This window comes from Halosegnis rubeus (genome assembly GCF_009184545.1).
In the GTDB taxonomy this organism is placed as follows: Archaea; Halobacteriota; Halobacteria; order Halobacteriales; family Haloarculaceae; genus Halosegnis; species Halosegnis rubeus.
The window spans coordinates 391,948-410,531 of sequence record NZ_QJOW01000002.1 but is presented as its reverse complement, the minus strand read 5'-3'; the positions used below and the strand labels follow the sequence as shown (position 1 = coordinate 410,531).

Here is an 18,584-nt window from a genome sequence, read left to right as displayed (position 1 = left end):
GCGTCGAGCAAGAACGACAGTTGTGTCAGGGAGTTCGCAGTACGAAGCCGGCGTCTGTAACATCGGCGGAAGCGAGCGACGGCGGCGACGGCGCTATGCAGCGGTCGCCGTTGCTGTCGCCATAGTGTATCTGGTCGTCGTGCTCGTGAGTTCGCTCCCGACGCTGCTGCTCGTCGGCCTCTTCGTTCCACTCGCTATCGGCTTCGAGATGGCGCTGCAGGCCCGCCAAGCCTTCTGTGCGAGCCTCGCGCTCTCGGGCGAGTACGCCTTCGACGACGAGCGCAGGCAGGTGGCCGACCCCGACGCGCGACGGACCGACCGCGCGGCCGGGCTGAAGTTCACCGTGCTCGGCATCGCCGGGGGCGCGGTCACGACGACCCTCGTCTACGGCATCGTGACCCTGCTGTAGCGCGACCGGGACGTTTTCTATCACGGCTTTCGAGTGTCGAATATGAACCGCGAGGCACTCGCCGCCAGCATCGACCACACCATCCTCGGCCCGGAGACTACGCTCGCCGACGTGGAGACCGTCCTCGACGAGGCCGCAGAGTACGGGATGAACGCGTGCATCCCGCCGTGTTACGTCGCCGAGGCGAGCGAGTACGCCCCGGAGGTGACCCTCGCGACGGTCATCGGCTTCCCGCACGGCCAGCACGCGCCCGCGGCGAAAGAGCGCGAGGCCGAGCTCGCGTGGGAGGCCGGCGCGGACGAACTCGACATCGTCATCAACGTCGGCAGACTCCGCGCCGGCGACGACGAAGCCGTCCAGGCGGAACTGGAGGCCGTCGTCGCGACCGTCCCCATCCCGGTGAAAGTCATCATCGAGACGGCGCTCCTGAGCGAGGCGGAGAAACACCGCGCCTGCGAGGCGGCTCGTGACGCCGGCGCTGAGATGGTCAAAACGTCGACCGGCTTCGCCGACGGCGGCGCGACCGTCGCGGACGTGGAGCTGCTGTCCGAGTATCTCCCCGTGAAGGCCTCCGGCGGCATCGGGAGCTACGAGGACGCGCTGGCGATGCTCGACGCCGGCGCGGAGCGTCTCGGCGCGTCCTCGGGCGTCGCGATCGTCAACGGGTACGAGGACTGAGTCACCGAAGCGTCGCGTTTTTGCTCGCGCGTCCGTTTGTACGCGTACGAATGGCCCGCTATCACATCGAGACGTACGGCTGTACCTCGAACCGCGGCGAGAGCCGCGAAATCGAGCGGCGGCTCCGCGACGCGGGCCACCACCGCGCCGACCTTGAGGAAGCTGACGTGGCCATCCTGAACACCTGTACCGTCGTCGAGAAGACCGAGCGCAACATGCTCCGCCGGGCCGAAGAACTCGAATCCGAGGTGGCGGACCTCATCGTCACCGGCTGCATGGCGCTGGCACAGGGGGGCGAGTTCGCCGACATCGACGCACAGGTGCTCCACTGGGAGGAGGTGCCGACGGCCGTCACCAACGGGGAGTGTCCGACGACGACCCCCGACGCCGAGCCGATTCTCGACGGCGAAATCGGGATTCTCCCGATTGCCCGTGGCTGCATGTCGAACTGCTCGTACTGCATCACGAAGTTCGCGACCGGACGCATCGACTCACCGCCCGTCGCCGAAAACGTCGAGAAGGCGCGCGCGCTGGTCCACGCCGGCGCGAGCGAGATTCGCGTCACCGGCCAGGACACGGGCGTCTACGGCTGGGACGAGGGGGAACGCAAACTTCCGGAGCTGCTCGACCGCATCTGTGCCATCGAGGGCGACTTCCGCGTCCGACTCGGGATGGCGAACCCCGGCGGGGTTCACGGCATCCACGAGGAACTGGCCGAGGTGTTCGCCGACAACGAGAAGCTGTACAACTTCATCCACCTCCCTGTCCAGTCCGGGTCCGACGACGTGCTCGAAGAGATGCGCCGCCAGCACCGCGTCGAGAAGTTCCGCGAGGTCGTGGAGACGTTCGACGACCGACTGGCGCATTGGACCCTGTCGACGGATTTCATCGTCGGCTTCCCGACCGAGACGGACGCCGACCACGAGCAGTCGATGGAGCTACTGGACGAGGTGCGTCCGGAGAAGATCAACGTCACGCGGTTCTCGAAGCGGCCGGGAACCGACGCCGCCGAGATGAAGGGGTTGGGAGGGCAGACGAAGAAGGACCGCTCGAAGGCGATGTCCGAACTGAAGATGGACGTGGTCGGGGAGGCGTACCAGTCGATGGTGGGCGAGCGCCACGAGGTGCTCGTCGTCGAGGAGGGGACCGGCGACTCGGTGAAGTGTCGCGACGGGGCCTACCGACAGCTCATCGTCCAGCACGCGAGCGACCACGGCGTCGAACCCGGCGACTTCCTCACCGTCGAGGTGACGGGCGCACAGTCCGTCTACGCGTTCGCCACCCCCGTGGCGACCTCCGAATCCGACGAGGACCTCGCAGTAGCTGACTGAGGTTGATTTTTGTCACCGGGCATCGGAGCCGGACGTATGGCCGACCACGAGCTCTCACGCGAGGACGAGCACGTCCATTACGACTTCGACCGCGACCGCGACCCCGTGTTGACCGTCGATTCGGGGGATACAGTAGCGGTGGGGTGTGTCGACGCCGGCGACGGGCAGCTCCCGCCGGACGCCGCACCCGAAGACGTACGCGCCGTCGACGCACCGGGCCACCCGATGACCGGTCCAATCGAAATCGAGGGGGCCGAGCCGGGCGACACCCTCGCCGTCGAAATCTTGGACGTGAACCACGAGGGAATCGGCTGGACCTACGTCGCGCCGGGTGCGGGCTTTCTCCCCGAGGAGTTCCCCGACTTCGCCGTCCACACGTGGGACCTCGACGGCGACGTGGGCTACTTCCACGGCATCGAGGTGCCGCTCCACCCGTTCCCCGGGAACCTCGGACTCGCGCCCGCAGAGCCGGGACCTCACTCCACGATTCCGCCCCGCGACGTGGGTGGGAATCTCGACATCAAGCATCTCACCCCCGGGTCGACGCTGTATCTCCCCGTCGAAGTGGCGGGCGGACTCTTCTCCGTCGGTGACCTCCACGCCGCGCAGGGCGACGGCGAGGTGTGTATCACCGCCGTCGAGATACCCGGCACGGTGACGGTTCGGCTCCGGCTAGCTGACCGCGACGTGGACAGCCCACAGGTAGAGACGAGCGGGCCGTTCGCGCCGGCCGGCCACGCCGACGGCGAGACCGACGTGCGTGCCGTCGCCGGCCTCGGCGAGGACGTGAACGAGGCTTCCCGCGAAGCGGTCCGTGAGATGATTGCCCTGCTCGTCGACGAGACGGCCCTCACCCGCGAGCAGGCGTACATGCTCTGTTCGACCGCTGTCGATTTGAAGGTGAGCGAAGTCGTCAATCAGACCGTCGTCGTGACGGCGTATCTGGGCGTCAGAGTCTGAGCGTCACTGCTCTTCCTCGAAGGCGGCGAGGCGGTCCACCTCGCTGTCGTGTTTCCACTCGTCCAGTTCCTTCGGGTCGACGTGGACGAACACGTCGTCCACCTCCGGAATCGCACGGACCGACTGGACGACGGCCGTCTCGATGTCGTGGGCCTCCCGGACCGTCGTCGCTCCTTCGATTTCGATGTGGAGCGACACGTCGACCTCGGGACCGACGTAGTGAGCGACCACGTCGTGTGCACCGGCCACGTCGGGATGGTCGAGCGTGCGCCGGAGAATCTCGGCACGGAGTTCATCGGACGGCGCGCCGCCGACGAGATAGGTGAGGTTGTCGCGGACGACCTCGACGCCGGTGTAGCCGATTGCCACGCTGACGACGAGTGCGGCGACGGGGTCGAGCAGCGGGAGACCGGCCTGCGCGCCGAGGACGCCAGCGAGGGCGGCTCCACCCGCGAGGATGTCGTTGCGGTTGTCGAGGGCGGTCGCGCGCAGCGCGGGCGACTGCTCCCGGTTCGCGACCCGGAGGACGTACCGGTAGAGACCAAACTTCGCGAGCGCACCGACGGCGAGCACGACGGCGGCTGCCGGTCCGCGTGAGACGGTAATCGACCCGGAGAGCAGCGTCGTGATGGCGTTGTACGCGACGGCACCGCCCGCGAGGAAGATACCGCCGGCGACGACGAGCGAGACGAACGGCTCGATGCGCTCGTGGCCGTGCGGGTGGTCGTCGTCGGCCGGCTGGGTGGTGAGATACAGGCCGGCGAGCACGACCGCGGAGTAGGCGCTGTCGGAGAGGCTGTTTGCGGCTTCGGAGCCGACGGCGAGGCTCCCGGTCGTCCGCCAGACGACCGCCTTGACGGCGAATAGTCCGAGATTCGCGACGAGGATGACGAGCCCGACGCGTCGCAGCGAGGCCGCACGGGACATATCTGACCCTGACGAGCGGGCGACTTGGCTGTGTCGCTCACGGTCGAACCGCTTTTCGCCGGCGCGGCCGGTCTGTGAGTATGCGAACGCTCGCCTTCGACGGCCGAACGGGTGCGGCCGGCGATATGCTCCTGGCCGCCCTTCTCGCGGCCGGTGCTGACGCCGACGCACTCGCTCCCGTCACCGACGCGCTCCCCGTCGAGTACCGTATCGACCGCCGAGACGAACACGGAGTGTCCGCCACCACCGTCGACGTGCTCTTGACCGACGAGGGAAACCGAGACGACGGCTCCCCGTCGCTGGACAAAGCTGGTGGACACGGGCACAGCCACGACGACGAGGGAGATAGTCACACACACGAACACGGCGATGAGGACCACACGCACGAACACGACGACGACGGCCACGACCACAGCCACGGTCCTGACGGCCACACGCACGGCCCCGACGGCCACACCCACGCCGAGGGTCACGGCGTCACCCGCACCTATCCCGAGGTGGTCGACATCGTTGAGTCGCTGCAGCTCGGCGAGCGTGCCGAATCCATCGCGCTCGGGGCGTTCCGGCGACTGGGCGAGGCCGAGGCGACGGTCCACGACACCGACCTCGATTCGACCGCATTCCACGAGGTCGGAGCCGACGACGCCATCGCCGACATCGTCGGCGTCGCGCTCCTCGTCGCGGACCTCAACCCCGAGGCGGTCGTGACGACGCCCGTCTTCGCCGGCGGCGGCGAGACGGCGATGGCACACGGCACCTATCCAGTGCCTGCCCCCGCCGTCGTCGAAATTGCGAGCGAGGCCGACTGGGAGCTTCGTGGCGGGCCGGTCGACGAGGAGCTGTTGACGCCGACCGGTGCGGCGATTTTAGCCGAACTCGCCGAGGGCGCGGAGTCGCTCCCGCCGATGTCGGTGACGGATTCGGGGTACGGTGCGGGGACGCTCTCGCTTTCCGACCGGCCGAACGTCGTCCGTGCAGTCGTCGGCGAAGCCCATTCGGGACTCGTTCGCGACGAGATACGCGTGCTGGAGACGAATCTCGACGACGCCAGCCCCGAACTGCTGGGGAGTCTCCAGCGCTCGCTGAAGGAGGCGGGCGCCCGCGACGTGAGCATCGTCCCGGTGACGATGAAGAAAGGCCGCCCCGGCCATCTGGTGAAGGTCATCGTGCGCCCGCCGGACGTGCAGGCGGTGGCGCGGCGACTCGCCGAGGAGACCGGCACCCTCGGCGTCAGAGAGACGGGCGCGGGCCACCGGTGGGTCGCGACCCGCGCGTTCGAGACGGCCGAACTCGGTGTCGACGGCGAGACCTACGGCGTGAGCGTGAAGGTGGCAAGCGACGCCGACGGGCAGGTGTACGACGTGAGCGCGGAGTTCGACGATGCCGACGCCGTCGCGGAGACGACGGGGCTGTCGGTGCGTGAGGTGATTCGCCGCGCCGAAGAGCAGATTCGCTAGGTCCCGTCTCGTTCGTGTTCTGCGAGCGCGGCCTCGAGCGTGAGGTCACCGCGCGCGACGCGGCGAGCGAGACTGTCGTCGATGGTCCGGCCGTTGTCGCTCTGCTCGCGCGAGCGACGCTTGACCTGTTGAATCTCGCCGGCCGTGGGTTCGATATCGCGCGCTTCGGTCTCGTCGCCGGCGATGCGGGCGATGTTGACGGCCGCGAGCACGTCATCCATTCCGCGTGCGCCGGTGCCGAGCGCGGGCGTCGTCCCCGTCTCGTCGACGAGTTCGACGGTGTAGCCTTCGAGCGCGTCGATGATGCGTGCACTCTGGAGTCGCGACCCGTCGCCGACCCGAATTAGGGGGTCGTCCACGCCGTCGAGTTCCTGCGTGATTGTCTCGGCGACGCGATCGAGCGGGACGTGGAACGCGGCGACGACGGTGTCACCGACGAGAACGGCGATGCCGGGCCGGTCGCCGGGGTCGATGCCGACGACCGTGCGGCCGTCGTCGGCCCGGAGGAAAGCGAGCGCCTCCTCGACCCCGCGGCGCGGGGCGTCTGCCGTCGCGCGGACAATCGGAGCAACGTCGGGGACGGTGTCGTTGCTCCCCGTGATGATGACCTCACACTCCGGAACCTCGTCCGTCGCGGGGTCGACGGTGGTGAAGGTGACGTTGCGGGCGTCGAGTTCACCCACCAGCCCGTGGTACAGTTCGAAATCCGTCGTGGCGACGACGAGCACAGCCGAGATACGGGACCCGCGATGAAAAGCGCCGCGGGAAGCGGGTGTTTTTCCGGGATGCCGTCGAAGCAGGCGTGTGAGCGAGCCGATTCCGACGGGGTGTGCGAGCATCGACGACCTGCTGGGCGGGGGGTTCGAGCGCGGAGCCGTCACGCAGGTGTACGGTCCCCCCGCGGCCGGGAAGACGAATCTCGCACTCGCCGCCGCCGCCGAGGTTGCTGCCGGGGGCGCGAAGAGTCTCTACATCGACACCGAAGGCGTCTCACTCGACCGGTTCGAGCAGCTCGCGTCGGCCCACGCCCGCGACGGCCAGACCGTCGAGGACACCGCCGGTCGGGTCATCATCTCCGACGCGCTCGATTTTCAGGAGCAGGAGGAGGCCGTCCGCGACGCCGAGGCCTTCGCCGACCAGGTCGATCTCATCGTGCTCGATTCCGCGACCGGCTTCTACCGGCTCGAACGCGACCGCGACGACGGCGGGGAGACGCTCCGGACCGTGGCCCGCCAGATTACGCATCTGCTCTCGCTGGCGCGCAAACACGACATCGCGGTCGTGGCGACGAATCAGGTGTTCACCGACCCCGACAGCGACTCCGACCGCGTGAAACCCCTCGGCGGAAATACTCTCACCCACTGGTCGGGGGTCGTCCTCCGAGTCGAGCGGTTCCGCGGCGGGATTCGCCGCGCAACCCTCGAGAAACACCGGTCGAAGCCCGCCGGCGAGACGGCTCGGTTCAGGATTACGGGCGACGGGCTGGACGCCGTCGAGGAGTAGTTATCGGGAGTCGCGCGCCGTCAGCGTCCTCACCTCGACGCGCACGAGCACGTCGTCGGGGTCGAAGGTGAGTTTCTGACCCGAGACACCCCACTCCTCGGGGTCGTCGCCGTCGAGGTACTCGGGGAAGATGCGGCGGGTCGCGTCGTTGATTTCGGCCACGTCCCCGATGACGGTGGCCGTCCCGCGAATCGAGACGTGCCACTGCTCCTCGGGGTTGCGAACCGAGAGCGCGACCTTCGGATTCTCGCGGAGGTCGGCCACCTTCTGGCCCTTGCCCAGGAACTCCAGCACTCCCCGCTCGGGGTCGTAGGCATACCAGACGGGCGATACCCGCGGTTCGTCGGCCGTCGTGGTGGCGACGTGGGCCACGTACGGGGCGTCGGTCACCAGTTCGGCGGCGTCGGTGTCGAGTGCCATACCGGGAGTACGCTCGCCCGCCGCAAGAAGAGCGAAGAATCGGCCCGTCTTGCCGGCTCCCCGACGGGCTATGTGACCGACTCGCGAGGGAAAGGTATGGAGAGTCCACTCGACAACGAGGTCGTGGTCGGGAAAATCGAGTCGGCCGAGGCGTTCGAAGACGCCCGGAAGCCGAAGCTCGCGAAACTCGAAGTCGATCTCGGAACGGAGACGGCACAGTCGGCGGCTCAGCTGCTGTATCACCACGACATCGACGAGCTTCCCGGGACGCGTGTTCTGTGCGTGACCGACCTCGGGACGGTGAACATCGCCGGCTACACCTCGGAGGTCCTCACCGTCGGCGTTCCGGGCGAGGACGGGAATCCGGTGCTCGTCACGCCCACGAAAGACGTCCCTCTCGGTGGCGGTCTCTACTGAACGCGGAAGGCGACCAGAACGAAGCGTTACAGACTACTCCTCTGTGACGGCGGTCTGCATCGCCTCGGAGTTGAACGCCTCGCCGGTCCCGCCTTTGTTGTCGGCGACGATGACACCGGCCGTCGAGCCGGTGAGGTCGGCGAACTCCTCCATCGCGAGGTCGGCCGCGTCGCTCGCGGTACGGCCCATCTCCAGGTGGTCGACCGCGCGCCGCGCGAGCGTGACGCGCGCGATGTCCTCGCCCGCCCCGGTCGCACTCGCACCACCGGCACGGGTCGCGTAAAAGCCCGAACCGACCTGCGGCACGTCGCCGACCCGGCCCGCGAGCGCGAGCCACCGACCGCCCGTCGAGGTGGCCGCGGCGATACGGTCCTGGTCGCGGGCGACAGCGCCCACGGTATCACTTCCTCCGAACTGCTCGCGCAGCCAGTCGAGCTGTTCGCGTTTGTCCGTCGGGTCGGGCCGCGCGTCGAGTTCTTGCCACTGTTCGCGCCGGCGGTCCGTCCAGAGGTCGACCTCGGTCTCGACGCCGAACTCGTCGGCGAGGTCGACGGCGTGGACGCCCGAAACGAGGACGTGTGGCGTCTCCTCTTTCACGACGCGGGCAGCGTCGAGGGCGTGTTCGACGCCCGGCATCGACGAGACGGCACCGACCTCGCGGTCGTCCGTCATCAGTCCCGCGTCGGTGCGGATGATGCCGTCAGACTGGACCGTCCCGCCGACGCCAGCGTTGAATCGCGGGTCCGATTCGAGGACGGAGACGGCTGCACACACCGCGTCGGTGACGGAGTCGGTCGCGACGCCGGTTTCTGCGGCCTCGTCGAGAACGGCCTGTCGCTCGGGCGGTTCCTCGGGTGGCGACCCCGCGCCACCGTGGACGATGATGTTCATACTCGCTCCTGTGAGCCGATCCGTTTAGTCATCTCGCCTCGCGAGTATCGCCGAAAACAGAGTATAGTTCATGATACACCTCGTCTCTGTACCAAAACTTGACACGATGATACCGGGCGCTGTCTGTTGGTTTTGCCGCTGAAATCGACGCGTGCAATCATCATTATTGTACATATCGGTTCGCACGAATAACGGTACGCCTTTCCGTACTGGCTTTGAAATCGGTGTAATGTCACACGAGTACGAGCAGGTTGATGTACCGGAGAACGGCTCGACCATCGACGTAGACGAGAACGACGAGCTCGTCGTCCCGGACGACCCCATCATTCCGATTATCCACGGGGACGGAATCGGGACGGACGTTGGTCCGGCCGCACAGAAGGTACTCAACGCCGCTGCCGAGGCGACCGGTCGCGAAATCAACTGGATGCGCGTCTACGCCGGCGAGTCCGCCCGTGACAAGTACGGCGAGAACCTTCCCGACGACACCGTCGAGGCGATGAAGCAGTTCCGCGTCTCGATCAAGGGTCCGCTCACGACGCCGGTCGGTGCCGGCTTCCGCAGCCTGAACGTCGCGCTCCGCAAGAAGCTCGACCTCTACGCGAACGTCCGCCCGACCTACCACCTCGACGGCGTCCCGTCGCCCGTCAAGGAGCCGGAGAAGATGGACATGGTCAACTTCCGTGAGAACACGGAGGACGTCTACGCCGGCATCGAGTTCGAGGCCGGCACCGACGAGGTCCAGCAGGTCAGGGAGTTCGTCGAAGGCGAGATGGGCTTCGACTCCACCATCCACGACGGTCCGGTTGGCATCGGCATCAAGTCGATCACCGAGTTCGGGACGAAGCGACTCGTCCGGCGCGCAATCGAGTACGCCATCGAGAACAACCGCGACTCTGTCACCCTCATCCACAAGGGGAACATCATGAAGTTCACCGAGGGCGCGTTCCGGGACTGGGGCTACGAACTCGCCGAGGAGGAGTACCCTGAACAGACCATCGACGAGGACACGCTCTGGGAGGAGTACGACGGCGAGGCCCCCGAGGACGTCGTCGTCGTCAAAGACCGCATCGCCGACAACATGCTCCAGCAGCTGCTCACCCGCACGGAGCAGTACGACGTGCTCGCCATGCCGAACCTGAACGGCGACTACCTCTCCGACGCCGCCGGCGCACAGATCGGCGGGCTCGGCATCGCACCGGGCGCGAACCTCGGAGAGGGTCGCGTGCTCGCAGAGCCGGTCCACGGCTCCGCGCCGAAGTACGCCGGCCAAGACAAGGTGAACCCGAGCGCGATGATTCTCTCCGGTCGACTCATGCTCGAACAGCTGGGCTGGGAGGACGCCGCACTGCTCGTCCGTGACGCCGTCGAGGCCCAGATTTCCTCCGGCGAGGTCACGTACGACATCGAGCGACAGATCGACGGCGGCGAGAAGCTCGCCACCTCCGAGTTCGCAGACGGCATCATCGAGCACATCGAGCGACTCTCATAGAGTCCAGAACTCGCGTTTTACTTCTTTCAGACTCGATAGCCGCGGCTCTGCCGTGGAGAAGGGAATCTGAAAAACGAGCGCTACTCGTCGCCCCAGTCCGGATTCGTCCGCGGCGGCGAGAAGATATCCACGCCGAGGAACGGCTCGTCACCGCGGTTTTCGACGCCGTGGACCTCGTATCCCTCGAGCACGTACGAGTCGCCGGGACCGAGCGTGATCTCCTCGCCGTCTTCGAGAATGAACGTGCCCTCGCCCTGATAGATGAAGCCGGCCTGCTCGTGGTGGTGGTCGTGTTTCGGGACCGTCGCGCCCGCTTCGATGCGGAAATGCTGGACGCTGGTCTTCTCGCCGCTCGCCATCTGGGCTAAGAACACGTCGTCGACCGCCTCGGTCTCGGCACCGATGTCGTCGGTATCCATGAGCGTGGTGACAGTGCACACGGCTAAAAGCTTCCTGGCGCAGCTATCCTTATCCACGACGCTGCCCTCGTGAACGCATGGTCAACACGAAGCTCGCGGTCGCTGGGGGACTCGGTGCGGGAGCAGTCGCGATCGGGGCGAGCGCGGTCAAGACGCTGCGAGACCGTCGCTCCGTAACGGAGCCGTCGTACACGATGCTTGGACAGATCGAGGACGTAGAGCTTCGACAGTATCCCGAGACGGTCCGCGTCGAGACGACGGCAAAGAGCGAGCGACGGGCCTTCCGCCGGCTGTTCGGGTACATCGACGGCGGGAACGAGGGTGCAACGGAGCTTCCGATGACGGCACCCGTCGAGGTTGACGACGAGACGGTGGCCGAGTCGGACGAGGAGTCGGCCAGCACCGAACTTCCGATGACGGCACCCGTCGAGGTCGAACGCGAGGAGTCGGGCGTTCGGATGGCCTTCTATCTCCCCGCGGAGTACGACGGAGAGAGCGCGCCGCGGCCGACGGACGACGACGTGCGACTCGTGACCGAGCCGGCACGCACCCTCGCCGTGTACACCTTCTCCGGGCGCGCGACCGCCGGAGAGAAGACGACCGCGAGCGAGCAACTGCTCGAGACGCTCGCTCGCAACGACGTGCTCGTCGCCGGCGAGCCGTTCTATCTGGGCTACGACGCACCGTACACCCTGCCGCCGCTCCGGCGCAACGAGATGGTCGTCGCGCTACCCTGAGTCCGCGCCCTCGAGGAAGCTCCGGACCATCTGTCGCCCGTGCTCGGTGAGGATAGATTCGGGGTGGAACTGCACGCCGACGTGTGGACGGTCAGCGTGGCGCACCCCCATCACGACCCCGCGCTCGTCCTCGGTTCGCGCTGTCTCGGCGAGCGTGTCGGTCAGGTCCTCGCGGTCGACCGCCAGCGAGTGATACCGGCCGACGCGCAGTTCGACGGGGAGCGCGGCGAAGACGCCCCGGCCGTCGTGGCTGACGACCGACGGCTTCCCGTGGACCACCTCGTCGGCCTGTCCGACCGGGACGCCGTTTGCCGCACACAGCGCCTGATGCCCGAGACAGACCCCGAGGGTCGGGTACGCGAGGTCGCGAAAGAGCGGGAGCGAGACGCCCGCCTGTTCGGGCGTGCCCGGTCCCGGCGAAACGACGATTGCGCTCGGGTCCATTCGTTCGATGTCGCTCGTCGTGACGGCGTCGTTGCGCCTGACCTCGATTTTCTCGCGCACTTGCTCGTTGGTGTAGCCTCGCGCGAGGAGTGCTTCCCCGACGTACTGGACGAGATTGTACGCGAACGAGTCGTAGTTGTCGACGACGAGGATGGGGTTCATTCTTCAGTTCCTCCATCTGTCGAGATTCGTTCGTGGGGTTCACGCCCTCCGAAGCCCTCGCGTCTGCTTGTGCTGGAGTCGCTGACCCGGGCGTCACACCTTCCGAATCCCTCGCGCTTGCTCCGGTCGATGCGCCGGCTGCGCGCCTCGGGGTCGCGCTGTCGCGCGACCACCTGCGGTGCTTGCTCGTGCGCGTCGTCCCGGAGCGCGCTCGCCCTTCGAGTCCGCCGAGGGACCGCACCGCCCACGAGCCTCCCCAACCGACTCGCTCCCTGCGGTCGCTCGTCCCTCGCGCTGACTCGCGCGCACGGGACGCGCTCGGACCACGCCACCGCAAAAGGAGGATGAGACTCGGAGCTACACATCGCCATCACCCTCCACGGAGAGCCGTGTTTCGAGCGCGGTATCGAGGGCGGTGATGAGCGCGCGGCCCTTGTCCAGCGTCTCCTCGTACTCGGCGTCGGGGTCCGAATCGTGGACGATACCTGCACCGACCCGAAGGCGGTACTCGTCGCCGGTGTGGACGAGCGTCCGGATGACGATGTTGAGGGTGGCGCGCCCGTCGAAGCCGAGCGCGAACATCGACCCCGTGTACGGCCCCCGCTTCGTCGCCTCCACCTCCTCGATGATCTCCATCGTCCGGGGCTTGGGCGCGCCGGTGATGGTCCCGCCGGGAAACGCCGCCGCAATCGCATCGACGGTGTCGAACTCCGGGCGAAGTTCGCCGGCCACGAGCGAGACGAGATGCATCACCTCGGAGTAGCGGTCTACCCGGCGGTACGCGTCGACTTCGACGCTCCCGAACTGCGACACCTTCCCGAGGTCGTTGCGTTCGAGGTCGACGAGCATGGCGTGTTCGGCCCGCTCCTTCGCGTCCTCGGTGAGTTCGCGTTCGAGCGCGGCGTCGGTCTCGTCGTCGCTACCCCGGGGACGGGTGCCGGCAATCGGCTCCGTCAGCAGTCGTCCGTCGTCGACATCGAGCAGGAGTTCGGGCGAAGCGCTCACCAAATCCACGCCCGGAAGCTCCACCAGCCCGGAGTAGGGGGCCGGATTCACCCGCCGGAGGGCGTCGTACGCGGCCACGGGATGGACGGCCGCGGGCGCGGTGAGCCGCTGGCTCACGTTCGTCTGGAAGGTGTCGCCGGCGCGAATCAACTCTTTCACCCGGCGCACCCGGTCGGCGAACTCGGCGCGCGTGGCGTCCCCGACGAACTCCACGGAGCCGGTTTCAACCGGTGGGGCAGGCAGCGACGGCTCGCCCGTCGTCAGGTCGCTCGCGAGCGTTTCGGCCCGGTCGCGCGCCTGCTCGTAGACGGCTTCGGGGTCGACACCACCGTCGACGCGGGGACAGACACACACCCGGAGCGTCGGGTCGCCGTCGCGCGCGTCGGCAGCCTCCCACGCCACGACGCTGTCGAAGTGACCGAACTGCACGCGGGGAAGACCGCGATCATCGACCGTCTCGTCGGGTAGCGTCTCGAGTTCCCGCACCGCGTCGTAGGAGAGCCAGCCGAACAAGCCACAGGGGTACGGAACAGGACAGTCACCGCGGACGAGTCGTTCGTCGGCGGCCGCCTCGCGGAGCGTGTCGAACGCAGACGCCTCCGGCCCGACGCCCACGACCGTCTCGGGGTCGGTCGCGAAGTACCCCCACCCGTCCTGTCCGCCGGTGGTCTCGTAGAAGACGCCGTGCTCGCCGCGCACGCGGCGATAAGCGTCGAAGGGGTCGGCCACGACGCGCGCCTCGACGGGGATGCGCGCCCCGGGGGACGCGTCGGCTGCCAGCGTCCGAAATGTGGTCTCGTCGGTGGCGACCCGAACCATGTGGAAAACAGCGCCGCGATCGGTAACGGGGTTTCGGTTCTACTGCTCGCCGGCGCGAGCAATCCAGTCGGTCAGTCGCTTCGCCGAGATGCCGGTCTCGTCGGCGAGCCAGTCGGCGTCGGCGTCCGCGAGGTCGGCGACCGACTCGACGCCGGCCTCCTCCAGCCGCTTGGCGTACGCCGGGCCGATACCGTTGATAGATTCGACGTGCGGGCTTCCGTCTGTCGGCTCTTCGGGGACCGGCCCGGCAGCCTCGGCCGGCTCTGCGGCGGACGTCTCGGTGCCGGCGTGGTCGGTGACCTCGGTCGCTTCGGCCGGCTCCGCCACGTGGTCTTCGGGCGGTTCCTCCGTCACCGCGGCCGACCCCTCCCTGTGAGCGACGGCCTCGTCGTCTTCTTTCTCACTCGCCGGCGATTTGACGGCGTGCTCGCTGCTCGCGTCCGGCTGTGGCTCCGTGTCGCGCGCAGAGCCGAGCCCCAGTACGGATTTAATCGTGTCCAACAGACCCATATCCGGACGTACTCGCGCACCTGACTTAAACCCGGTCCCGGAGCGCGCGGTTCATGCTCCCGACCGGAGCGTCCTCGCCGGTCCAGCGTTCGAACGCCTCGACCCCCTGAAACAGGAGCATCCACGCGCCGTCGACGGTCGTTGCGCCCGCCGCGTCGGCCTCGCGGAGCAGTCGCGTGTCGAGTGGGGTGTACACCGCATCAAGGACGGCGAGGTCGGCGTGGAGCGCGTCGCCCGGCACGATGGTCTGCTCGCGGTCGTCCATCCCGACGCTGGTGCAGTTGACGAGTGCGCTTGCCTCCTCGATGAGCCGCGGGAGGTCTGGGAGTCCGTGACCGCTCGCGCCCGGAATCTCTTCGGCCAACTCACAGGCCGTCTCGACGGTCCGGTTCGCGATTTCGACGTTCATCCCCGCGTCGGCGAGACCGAAGGCGACAGCGCGACCCGCACCACCGGCACCGACGACGACGGCCGTCCCGGATAGCTCCACGTCGTGGTGTTCGAACGCGCGCACCGCGCCGGCGGCGTCGGTGTTGTGGCCGGTGGCCGCCTCGCCGGAGAAATCGATGGTGTTGACCGCACCGATGCGGGCCGCGAGGTCGTCCGGCTCCACGAGATCGAACGCCTGCTGTTTGAACGGGATGGTGACGTTCAGCCCGCGAATGCCGAGCGCGTCGGCCCCGTCGAGTGCCTGCGGGAGCGTCTCGCTCGTCGGCTCGAAGGTGACGTACCGGGCATCGAGGTCGCGCTCGGCGTAGGCGGCCTCGTGCATGGGCGGCGACAGCGAGTGCTCGACCGGGTTGCCGAGCAGTCCGAAGACGTGCATACCGCTTTTCCTCGGTCGCCGCCGATAAAATGGTCGGCCGAGAGCAAAAGAGATAGGTCCGCCCCTGCCGGCTATCTACGAAATGGGCTTTACCGACCGATTCCGGCATCCGCTGATTCCGGTCTTCCTCGCCGTCGGCTTGACGCTCCCGTGGGTCGTCTCCGATCTCACGGGCGCTGCCGACGGCTTCTCGGAGCTGACGGTAGTCGCCGTCGCCGGTCTCGCCGTCCTCGGTGCATCGTTCCTCCTCGCGTGGGGCGCAGAGACAGCAGAGAAAGATGTTCCCCGCGCCTTTGCGATTGCCGTCCTCGCCGTGCTCGCTGTCGCCCCCGAGTACGCCGTCGACGCGCTGTACGCGTGGCAGGCCGGCAGCGGCGGCGCGACCGCCGAAGCGTGTGCACAGTTCACCACCACACAGATCGAAAACGAGATCAACGACCTCGCGTCGGCGTGTCACAACGCGAATCTCGCCGTCGCGAACATGACCGGGGCAAACCGCATCCTCATCGGGCTCGGCTGGTCGGGCATCGCCATGTTCACGCTCTTCCGGGCGGGCCGTAGTGCGGACCCCGCCGTGGAGTCGCGTGAGGGATTCCTCGCGGACCGCGTGAACCTCGACCCGAGCATCTCTACGGAAATCGCGTTCCTCTTTTTCGCGACCGTATGGGCCTTCTTCGTCCCGCTCGGTGGCGGTATCGACATCCTCGATATGGCCGTGCTCGTCGGGCTGTACGTCATCTACATCGGCATCATCCTGAAGGGTGACGTGGACGACGACGACCACCAGGTCGGCGTGCCGGCGTACTTCCAGGCGAAGGCGCGACACGTCCGGATACCCGTCGTCCTCACCCTGTTTACCTACTCCGGGATTCTCATCTTCACCGCGGTCGAGCCGTTCGCTCACGGGTTGGAGTCGCTCGGCCAGCAGTTCGGAATTCCGTCCTTCTTCATGATTCAGTGGGTGGCGCCACTCGCCTCGGAGTCGCCGGAACTCATCGTCGTCGCGTATCTCGTCAACAAGGCGCGCTCGACGGCCGGCTTCAACGCGCTCATCTCCTCGAAGCTGAACCAGTGGACGCTGCTCATCGGGACGCTCGTCGTTGTCTTCTCCATCGCGTCGGGCGGCTACGAACATCTCCCGTTCGACGCGAAGCAATCGGCCGAAATCTGGATTACGGCCGCCCAGTCGCTGTTCGCGCTGGCCATCCTCATCAACTTCAACATCAGCATCCGCGAGGCGGTCGTCCTGCTGGTGTTGTTCCTCTCACAGGTCGTGTTAGAGTTCCTCATCATCCGAGACTTCGCGATTCCGTTCACGAGTCGCGAACTCCTGTTGGGCTATGCGGTCGCGTACATGCTGTTTGCGTTCGTACTGTTCGTCTACCGGCGGAACGCGCTCCGGCAGCTGTTCGCGCGACTCGCGGAGACCGTCAAGTCGGTCCGGGGCTGAGAGCCGACCCAAACCCCTTTGCGGGGCACCCCCGTAGCCGAGGTAATGGCGGAATGTGACGTGTGCGGCCGGCATGTCGATATGCCCTACGAGTGTCGCCGCTGTGGCGGTGACTTCTGTGCGGAACACCGCCTTCCCGAGAACCACTCCTGTCCCGGCTTGAACGAGTGGAACGACCCGGAGGGCGTCTTCGAGTCCGAGATGGACAGCAAACAGACCGGACGGGCCGGCAGCGGACTGTTCGATTCGCTCACCTCGCGGGGCGGTCCGCTCTCGTATCTAAAGGGGAACGTCTCGTATCTCTTCTTGGGGATTATGGTCATCGTCTTCGCGTTCCAGTACATCGTCTATCCGGCCCTCGGCTTTCGCGCGCCGGGGACTGCGTTCCCGGGCGACCCGGGCCATCCGGTGTGGCGTGCGAGCTTCGTTCTGACGGCAGAACACCCGGAGTACGTCTGGACGTGGCTCACGTCGGTGTTCTCACACGGTGGCTTCACGCACCTGTTCGGCAACGGCATCGCGCTGTTCTTCTTCGGGCCCATCGTCGAGCGGTACATCGGCTCGAAGCGCTTCACCGCGCTGTTTCTCGCGTCGGGAATTCTCGCCGGGCTCGGCCAGATCGCGCTCGGACTCGCTGCCGGTGACTTCACCGGCGTGCTCGGGGCCAGCGGTGCCATCATGGCCGTCATGGCGCTGCTCACGGTGTTGAACCCGGATATCAAGGTGTTGCTGTTCTTCTTCATCCCGATGCCCATCTGGGGGCTGACGCTCGGCTACGCGGTCATCTCGGTGTTCGGCGCGTTCGGCACGCTCGGCGGGGGTATCGCCCACATGGCCCACCTGCTCGGGCTCGTCATCGGCTTCGCGTACGGCAAGCGCATTGAGGACGAGGTGTCGCTGCCGAACCAGTTCCAGTTCGGCGGCGGTGGAGGCGGCGGGATGGGCGGAATGGGCGGCGGCGGTCGCCGGCGGTTCTGATGGACTTTACGCCCGACCCCGAACGCTCGCGAGCGGAGATGGAATCGATTCAACGCGAAATCGCAGCCGAAGCCACCTTCGTGGATGCTATCGACCTCACACCGGGAGACGTAACGGAAGGCGACGCACTCGTCGCCGGTGTCGACCAGGCGTTTCTCCTCGACGAGGAGCCCGAGCGAGCGGTCTCGGCCGTCATCGTCTCACGCGGCGGCGAGGTCGTCGAACGCACTCACGCCGTGACAGGGCTGTCGATACCGTACATCCCAGGCTTGCTCGCATTCCGGGAGGGCGGGCCGATTCTCGCCGCGGTCGACACACTCGACTGTGAGCCGGACCTGTTTCTGTTCGACGGCTCGGGCCGTATCCACTACCGCGAGGCCGGCCTTGCGACCCACGTTGGTGTCATCACCGACACCCCGAGCGTCGGTGTCGCCAAGAGTCTGCTGTGTGGGGAGCCGCGGGCGTCGGTCGATGAGTTACCCGAGGGCGAACGCGTCCCCATCGACGGCGACGACCGGATGCCGACGGACGAGGTGGTCGGGTACGCCTACCAGAGCCGGCAGTTCGACTCCGGGCGCATCAATCCGCTCTACGTCTCTCCGGGTCACCGCGTGAGCGCCGAGACCGCGGTCGAGTTCGTCGCCGCGTGCGGGGGCGAGTACAAGCTCCCGAAGCCGACGCGCCGTGCAGACGCCTACGCCGACGAGCTCAAACGCGAGTACACAGATACAAACGCCTAACATCGGGGC

The 18,584-nt window shown here is 67.2% G+C and carries 21 protein-coding genes; 12 read left to right on the top strand and 9 right to left on the bottom strand.

Translation table 11 applies throughout. From position 1 onward, the window contains the following. Window positions 1–22: 22 nt before the first annotated feature. From DMP03_RS06740 to DMP03_RS06725, 4 genes are read left to right on the top strand one after another with little or no spacing between them, the layout of a single operon-like run. Window positions 23–409, top strand: a complete 387-nt coding sequence (locus DMP03_RS06740) for a hypothetical protein (RefSeq protein ID WP_152119934.1) — start codon at window positions 23–25, stop codon at window positions 407–409. Window positions 410–451: 42 nt separating this feature from the next. After that, window positions 452–1,087, top strand: coding sequence for a deoxyribose-phosphate aldolase (deoC, locus tag DMP03_RS06735; protein WP_152119933.1), 636 nt, complete (start codon window positions 452–454; stop codon window positions 1,085–1,087). A 50-nt stretch (window positions 1,088–1,137) separates the two neighbouring features. After that, entirely contained in the window at window positions 1,138–2,418 is a 1,281-nt protein-coding gene (locus tag DMP03_RS06730; protein WP_152119932.1) for a tRNA (N(6)-L-threonylcarbamoyladenosine(37)-C(2))-methylthiotransferase, read from the top strand. Window positions 2,419–2,454: 36 nt separating this feature from the next. After that, window positions 2,455–3,378, top strand: coding sequence for an acetamidase/formamidase family protein (locus DMP03_RS06725; RefSeq protein ID WP_152119931.1), 924 nt, complete (start codon window positions 2,455–2,457; stop codon window positions 3,376–3,378). Window positions 3,379–3,381: 3 nt separating this feature from the next. On the opposite strand, the gene DMP03_RS06720 is transcribed toward DMP03_RS06725, so the two are convergent. Continuing rightward, window positions 3,382–4,305 (bottom strand): cation diffusion facilitator family transporter, encoded by a 924-nt coding sequence (locus DMP03_RS06720; RefSeq protein WP_152119930.1) that lies wholly within the window; start codon window positions 4,303–4,305, stop codon window positions 3,382–3,384. Between the two features lie 80 nt (window positions 4,306–4,385). On the opposite strand from DMP03_RS06720, the gene larC reads away from it, so the two are divergent. Next, the gene (gene larC, locus DMP03_RS06715; RefSeq protein ID WP_152119929.1) at window positions 4,386–5,762 is read left to right on the top strand and encodes a nickel pincer cofactor biosynthesis protein LarC; all 1,377 of its coding nucleotides are present in this window, start codon (window positions 4,386–4,388) and stop codon (window positions 5,760–5,762) included. On the opposite strand, the gene DMP03_RS06710 is transcribed toward larC, so the two are convergent. Further along, complete coding sequence (locus tag DMP03_RS06710; protein WP_152119928.1) at window positions 5,759–6,490, bottom strand: hypothetical protein; 732 nt, start codon at window positions 6,488–6,490, stop codon at window positions 5,759–5,761. The genes larC and DMP03_RS06710 overlap by 4 nt on opposite strands. Before the next feature lie 76 nt (window positions 6,491–6,566). Between DMP03_RS06710 and radB the strand changes: the two genes are divergently transcribed. Beyond that, window positions 6,567–7,265 carry a DNA repair and recombination protein RadB gene (gene radB / locus DMP03_RS06705; protein ID WP_152119927.1) on the top strand — a complete coding sequence of 233 codons (699 nt, stop codon included), beginning with the start codon at window positions 6,567–6,569 and terminating at the stop codon, window positions 7,263–7,265. On the opposite strand, the gene DMP03_RS06700 is transcribed toward radB, so the two are convergent. Next, the gene (locus DMP03_RS06700) at window positions 7,266–7,685 is read right to left on the bottom strand and encodes a pyridoxamine 5'-phosphate oxidase family protein (protein ID WP_152119926.1); all 420 of its coding nucleotides are present in this window, start codon (window positions 7,683–7,685) and stop codon (window positions 7,266–7,268) included. A 96-nt stretch (window positions 7,686–7,781) separates the two neighbouring features. Here DMP03_RS06700 and DMP03_RS06695 point away from each other — a divergent pair, with 96 nt between their 5' ends. Continuing rightward, the gene (locus DMP03_RS06695) at window positions 7,782–8,102 is read left to right on the top strand and encodes a tRNA-binding protein (protein ID WP_152119925.1); all 321 of its coding nucleotides are present in this window, start codon (window positions 7,782–7,784) and stop codon (window positions 8,100–8,102) included. Window positions 8,103–8,135: 33 nt separating this feature from the next. Here the strand turns inward: DMP03_RS06695 and DMP03_RS06690 are convergent, their stop codons facing one another. After that, window positions 8,136–8,993 carry an isoaspartyl peptidase/L-asparaginase gene (locus DMP03_RS06690; protein WP_152119924.1) on the bottom strand — a complete coding sequence of 286 codons (858 nt, stop codon included), beginning with the start codon at window positions 8,991–8,993 and terminating at the stop codon, window positions 8,136–8,138. 229 nt (window positions 8,994–9,222) lie between these two features. Between DMP03_RS06690 and icd the strand changes: the two genes are divergently transcribed. Next, entirely contained in the window at window positions 9,223–10,485 is a 1,263-nt protein-coding gene (gene icd / locus DMP03_RS06685; RefSeq protein WP_152119923.1) for an isocitrate dehydrogenase (NADP(+)), read from the top strand. An 80-nt stretch (window positions 10,486–10,565) separates the two neighbouring features. Here icd and DMP03_RS06680 read toward each other — a convergent pair whose 3' ends face one another. Further along, a complete protein-coding gene (locus tag DMP03_RS06680) occupies window positions 10,566–10,904 on the bottom strand; it encodes a cupin domain-containing protein (RefSeq protein WP_152119922.1) in 339 nt (112 codons plus the stop codon). A gap of 77 nt (window positions 10,905–10,981) precedes the next feature. Between DMP03_RS06680 and DMP03_RS06675 the strand changes: the two genes are divergently transcribed. Beyond that, window positions 10,982–11,641: an SOUL family heme-binding protein gene (locus DMP03_RS06675; RefSeq protein ID WP_152119921.1), complete on the top strand. Its 660-nt coding sequence runs from the start codon at window positions 10,982–10,984 to the stop codon at window positions 11,639–11,641. Here the strand turns inward: DMP03_RS06675 and DMP03_RS06670 are convergent. From DMP03_RS06670 to DMP03_RS06655, 4 genes are all read right to left on the bottom strand, one after another. After that, a complete protein-coding gene (locus DMP03_RS06670; protein WP_152119920.1) occupies window positions 11,633–12,247 on the bottom strand; it encodes an anthranilate synthase component II in 615 nt (204 codons plus the stop codon). The two genes, DMP03_RS06675 and DMP03_RS06670, sit on opposite strands and share 9 nt — an antisense overlap. Before the next feature lie 357 nt (window positions 12,248–12,604). Then, complete coding sequence (locus DMP03_RS06665; protein WP_152119919.1) at window positions 12,605–14,071, bottom strand: anthranilate synthase component I family protein; 1,467 nt, start codon at window positions 14,069–14,071, stop codon at window positions 12,605–12,607. Between the two features lie 39 nt (window positions 14,072–14,110). Next, window positions 14,111–14,581, bottom strand: coding sequence for a helix-hairpin-helix domain-containing protein (locus DMP03_RS06660; protein WP_152119918.1), 471 nt, complete (start codon window positions 14,579–14,581; stop codon window positions 14,111–14,113). Window positions 14,582–14,606: 25 nt separating this feature from the next. After that, on the bottom strand, window positions 14,607–15,407 hold the full coding sequence (locus DMP03_RS06655) for a shikimate dehydrogenase (protein ID WP_152119917.1): 801 nt from the start codon (window positions 15,405–15,407) through the stop codon (window positions 14,607–14,609). Between the two features lie 82 nt (window positions 15,408–15,489). Here DMP03_RS06655 and DMP03_RS06650 point away from each other — a divergent pair, with 82 nt between their 5' ends. Genes DMP03_RS06650 through DMP03_RS06640 form a run of 3 tightly spaced genes read left to right on the top strand, consistent with a single transcriptional unit; the run spans window position 15,490 to window position 18,575 of the window. Continuing rightward, window positions 15,490–16,857: a sodium:calcium antiporter gene (locus DMP03_RS06650; protein WP_152119916.1), complete on the top strand. Its 1,368-nt coding sequence runs from the start codon at window positions 15,490–15,492 to the stop codon at window positions 16,855–16,857. A 45-nt stretch (window positions 16,858–16,902) separates the two neighbouring features. After that, a complete protein-coding gene (locus DMP03_RS06645; RefSeq protein ID WP_152119915.1) occupies window positions 16,903–17,835 on the top strand; it encodes a rhomboid family intramembrane serine protease in 933 nt (310 codons plus the stop codon). Beyond that, window positions 17,835–18,575 (top strand): endonuclease V, encoded by a 741-nt coding sequence (locus DMP03_RS06640; protein ID WP_152119914.1) that lies wholly within the window; start codon window positions 17,835–17,837, stop codon window positions 18,573–18,575. Before DMP03_RS06645 ends, DMP03_RS06640 begins: the two co-directional genes overlap by 1 nt. Window positions 18,576–18,584: the final 9 nt, after the last annotated feature.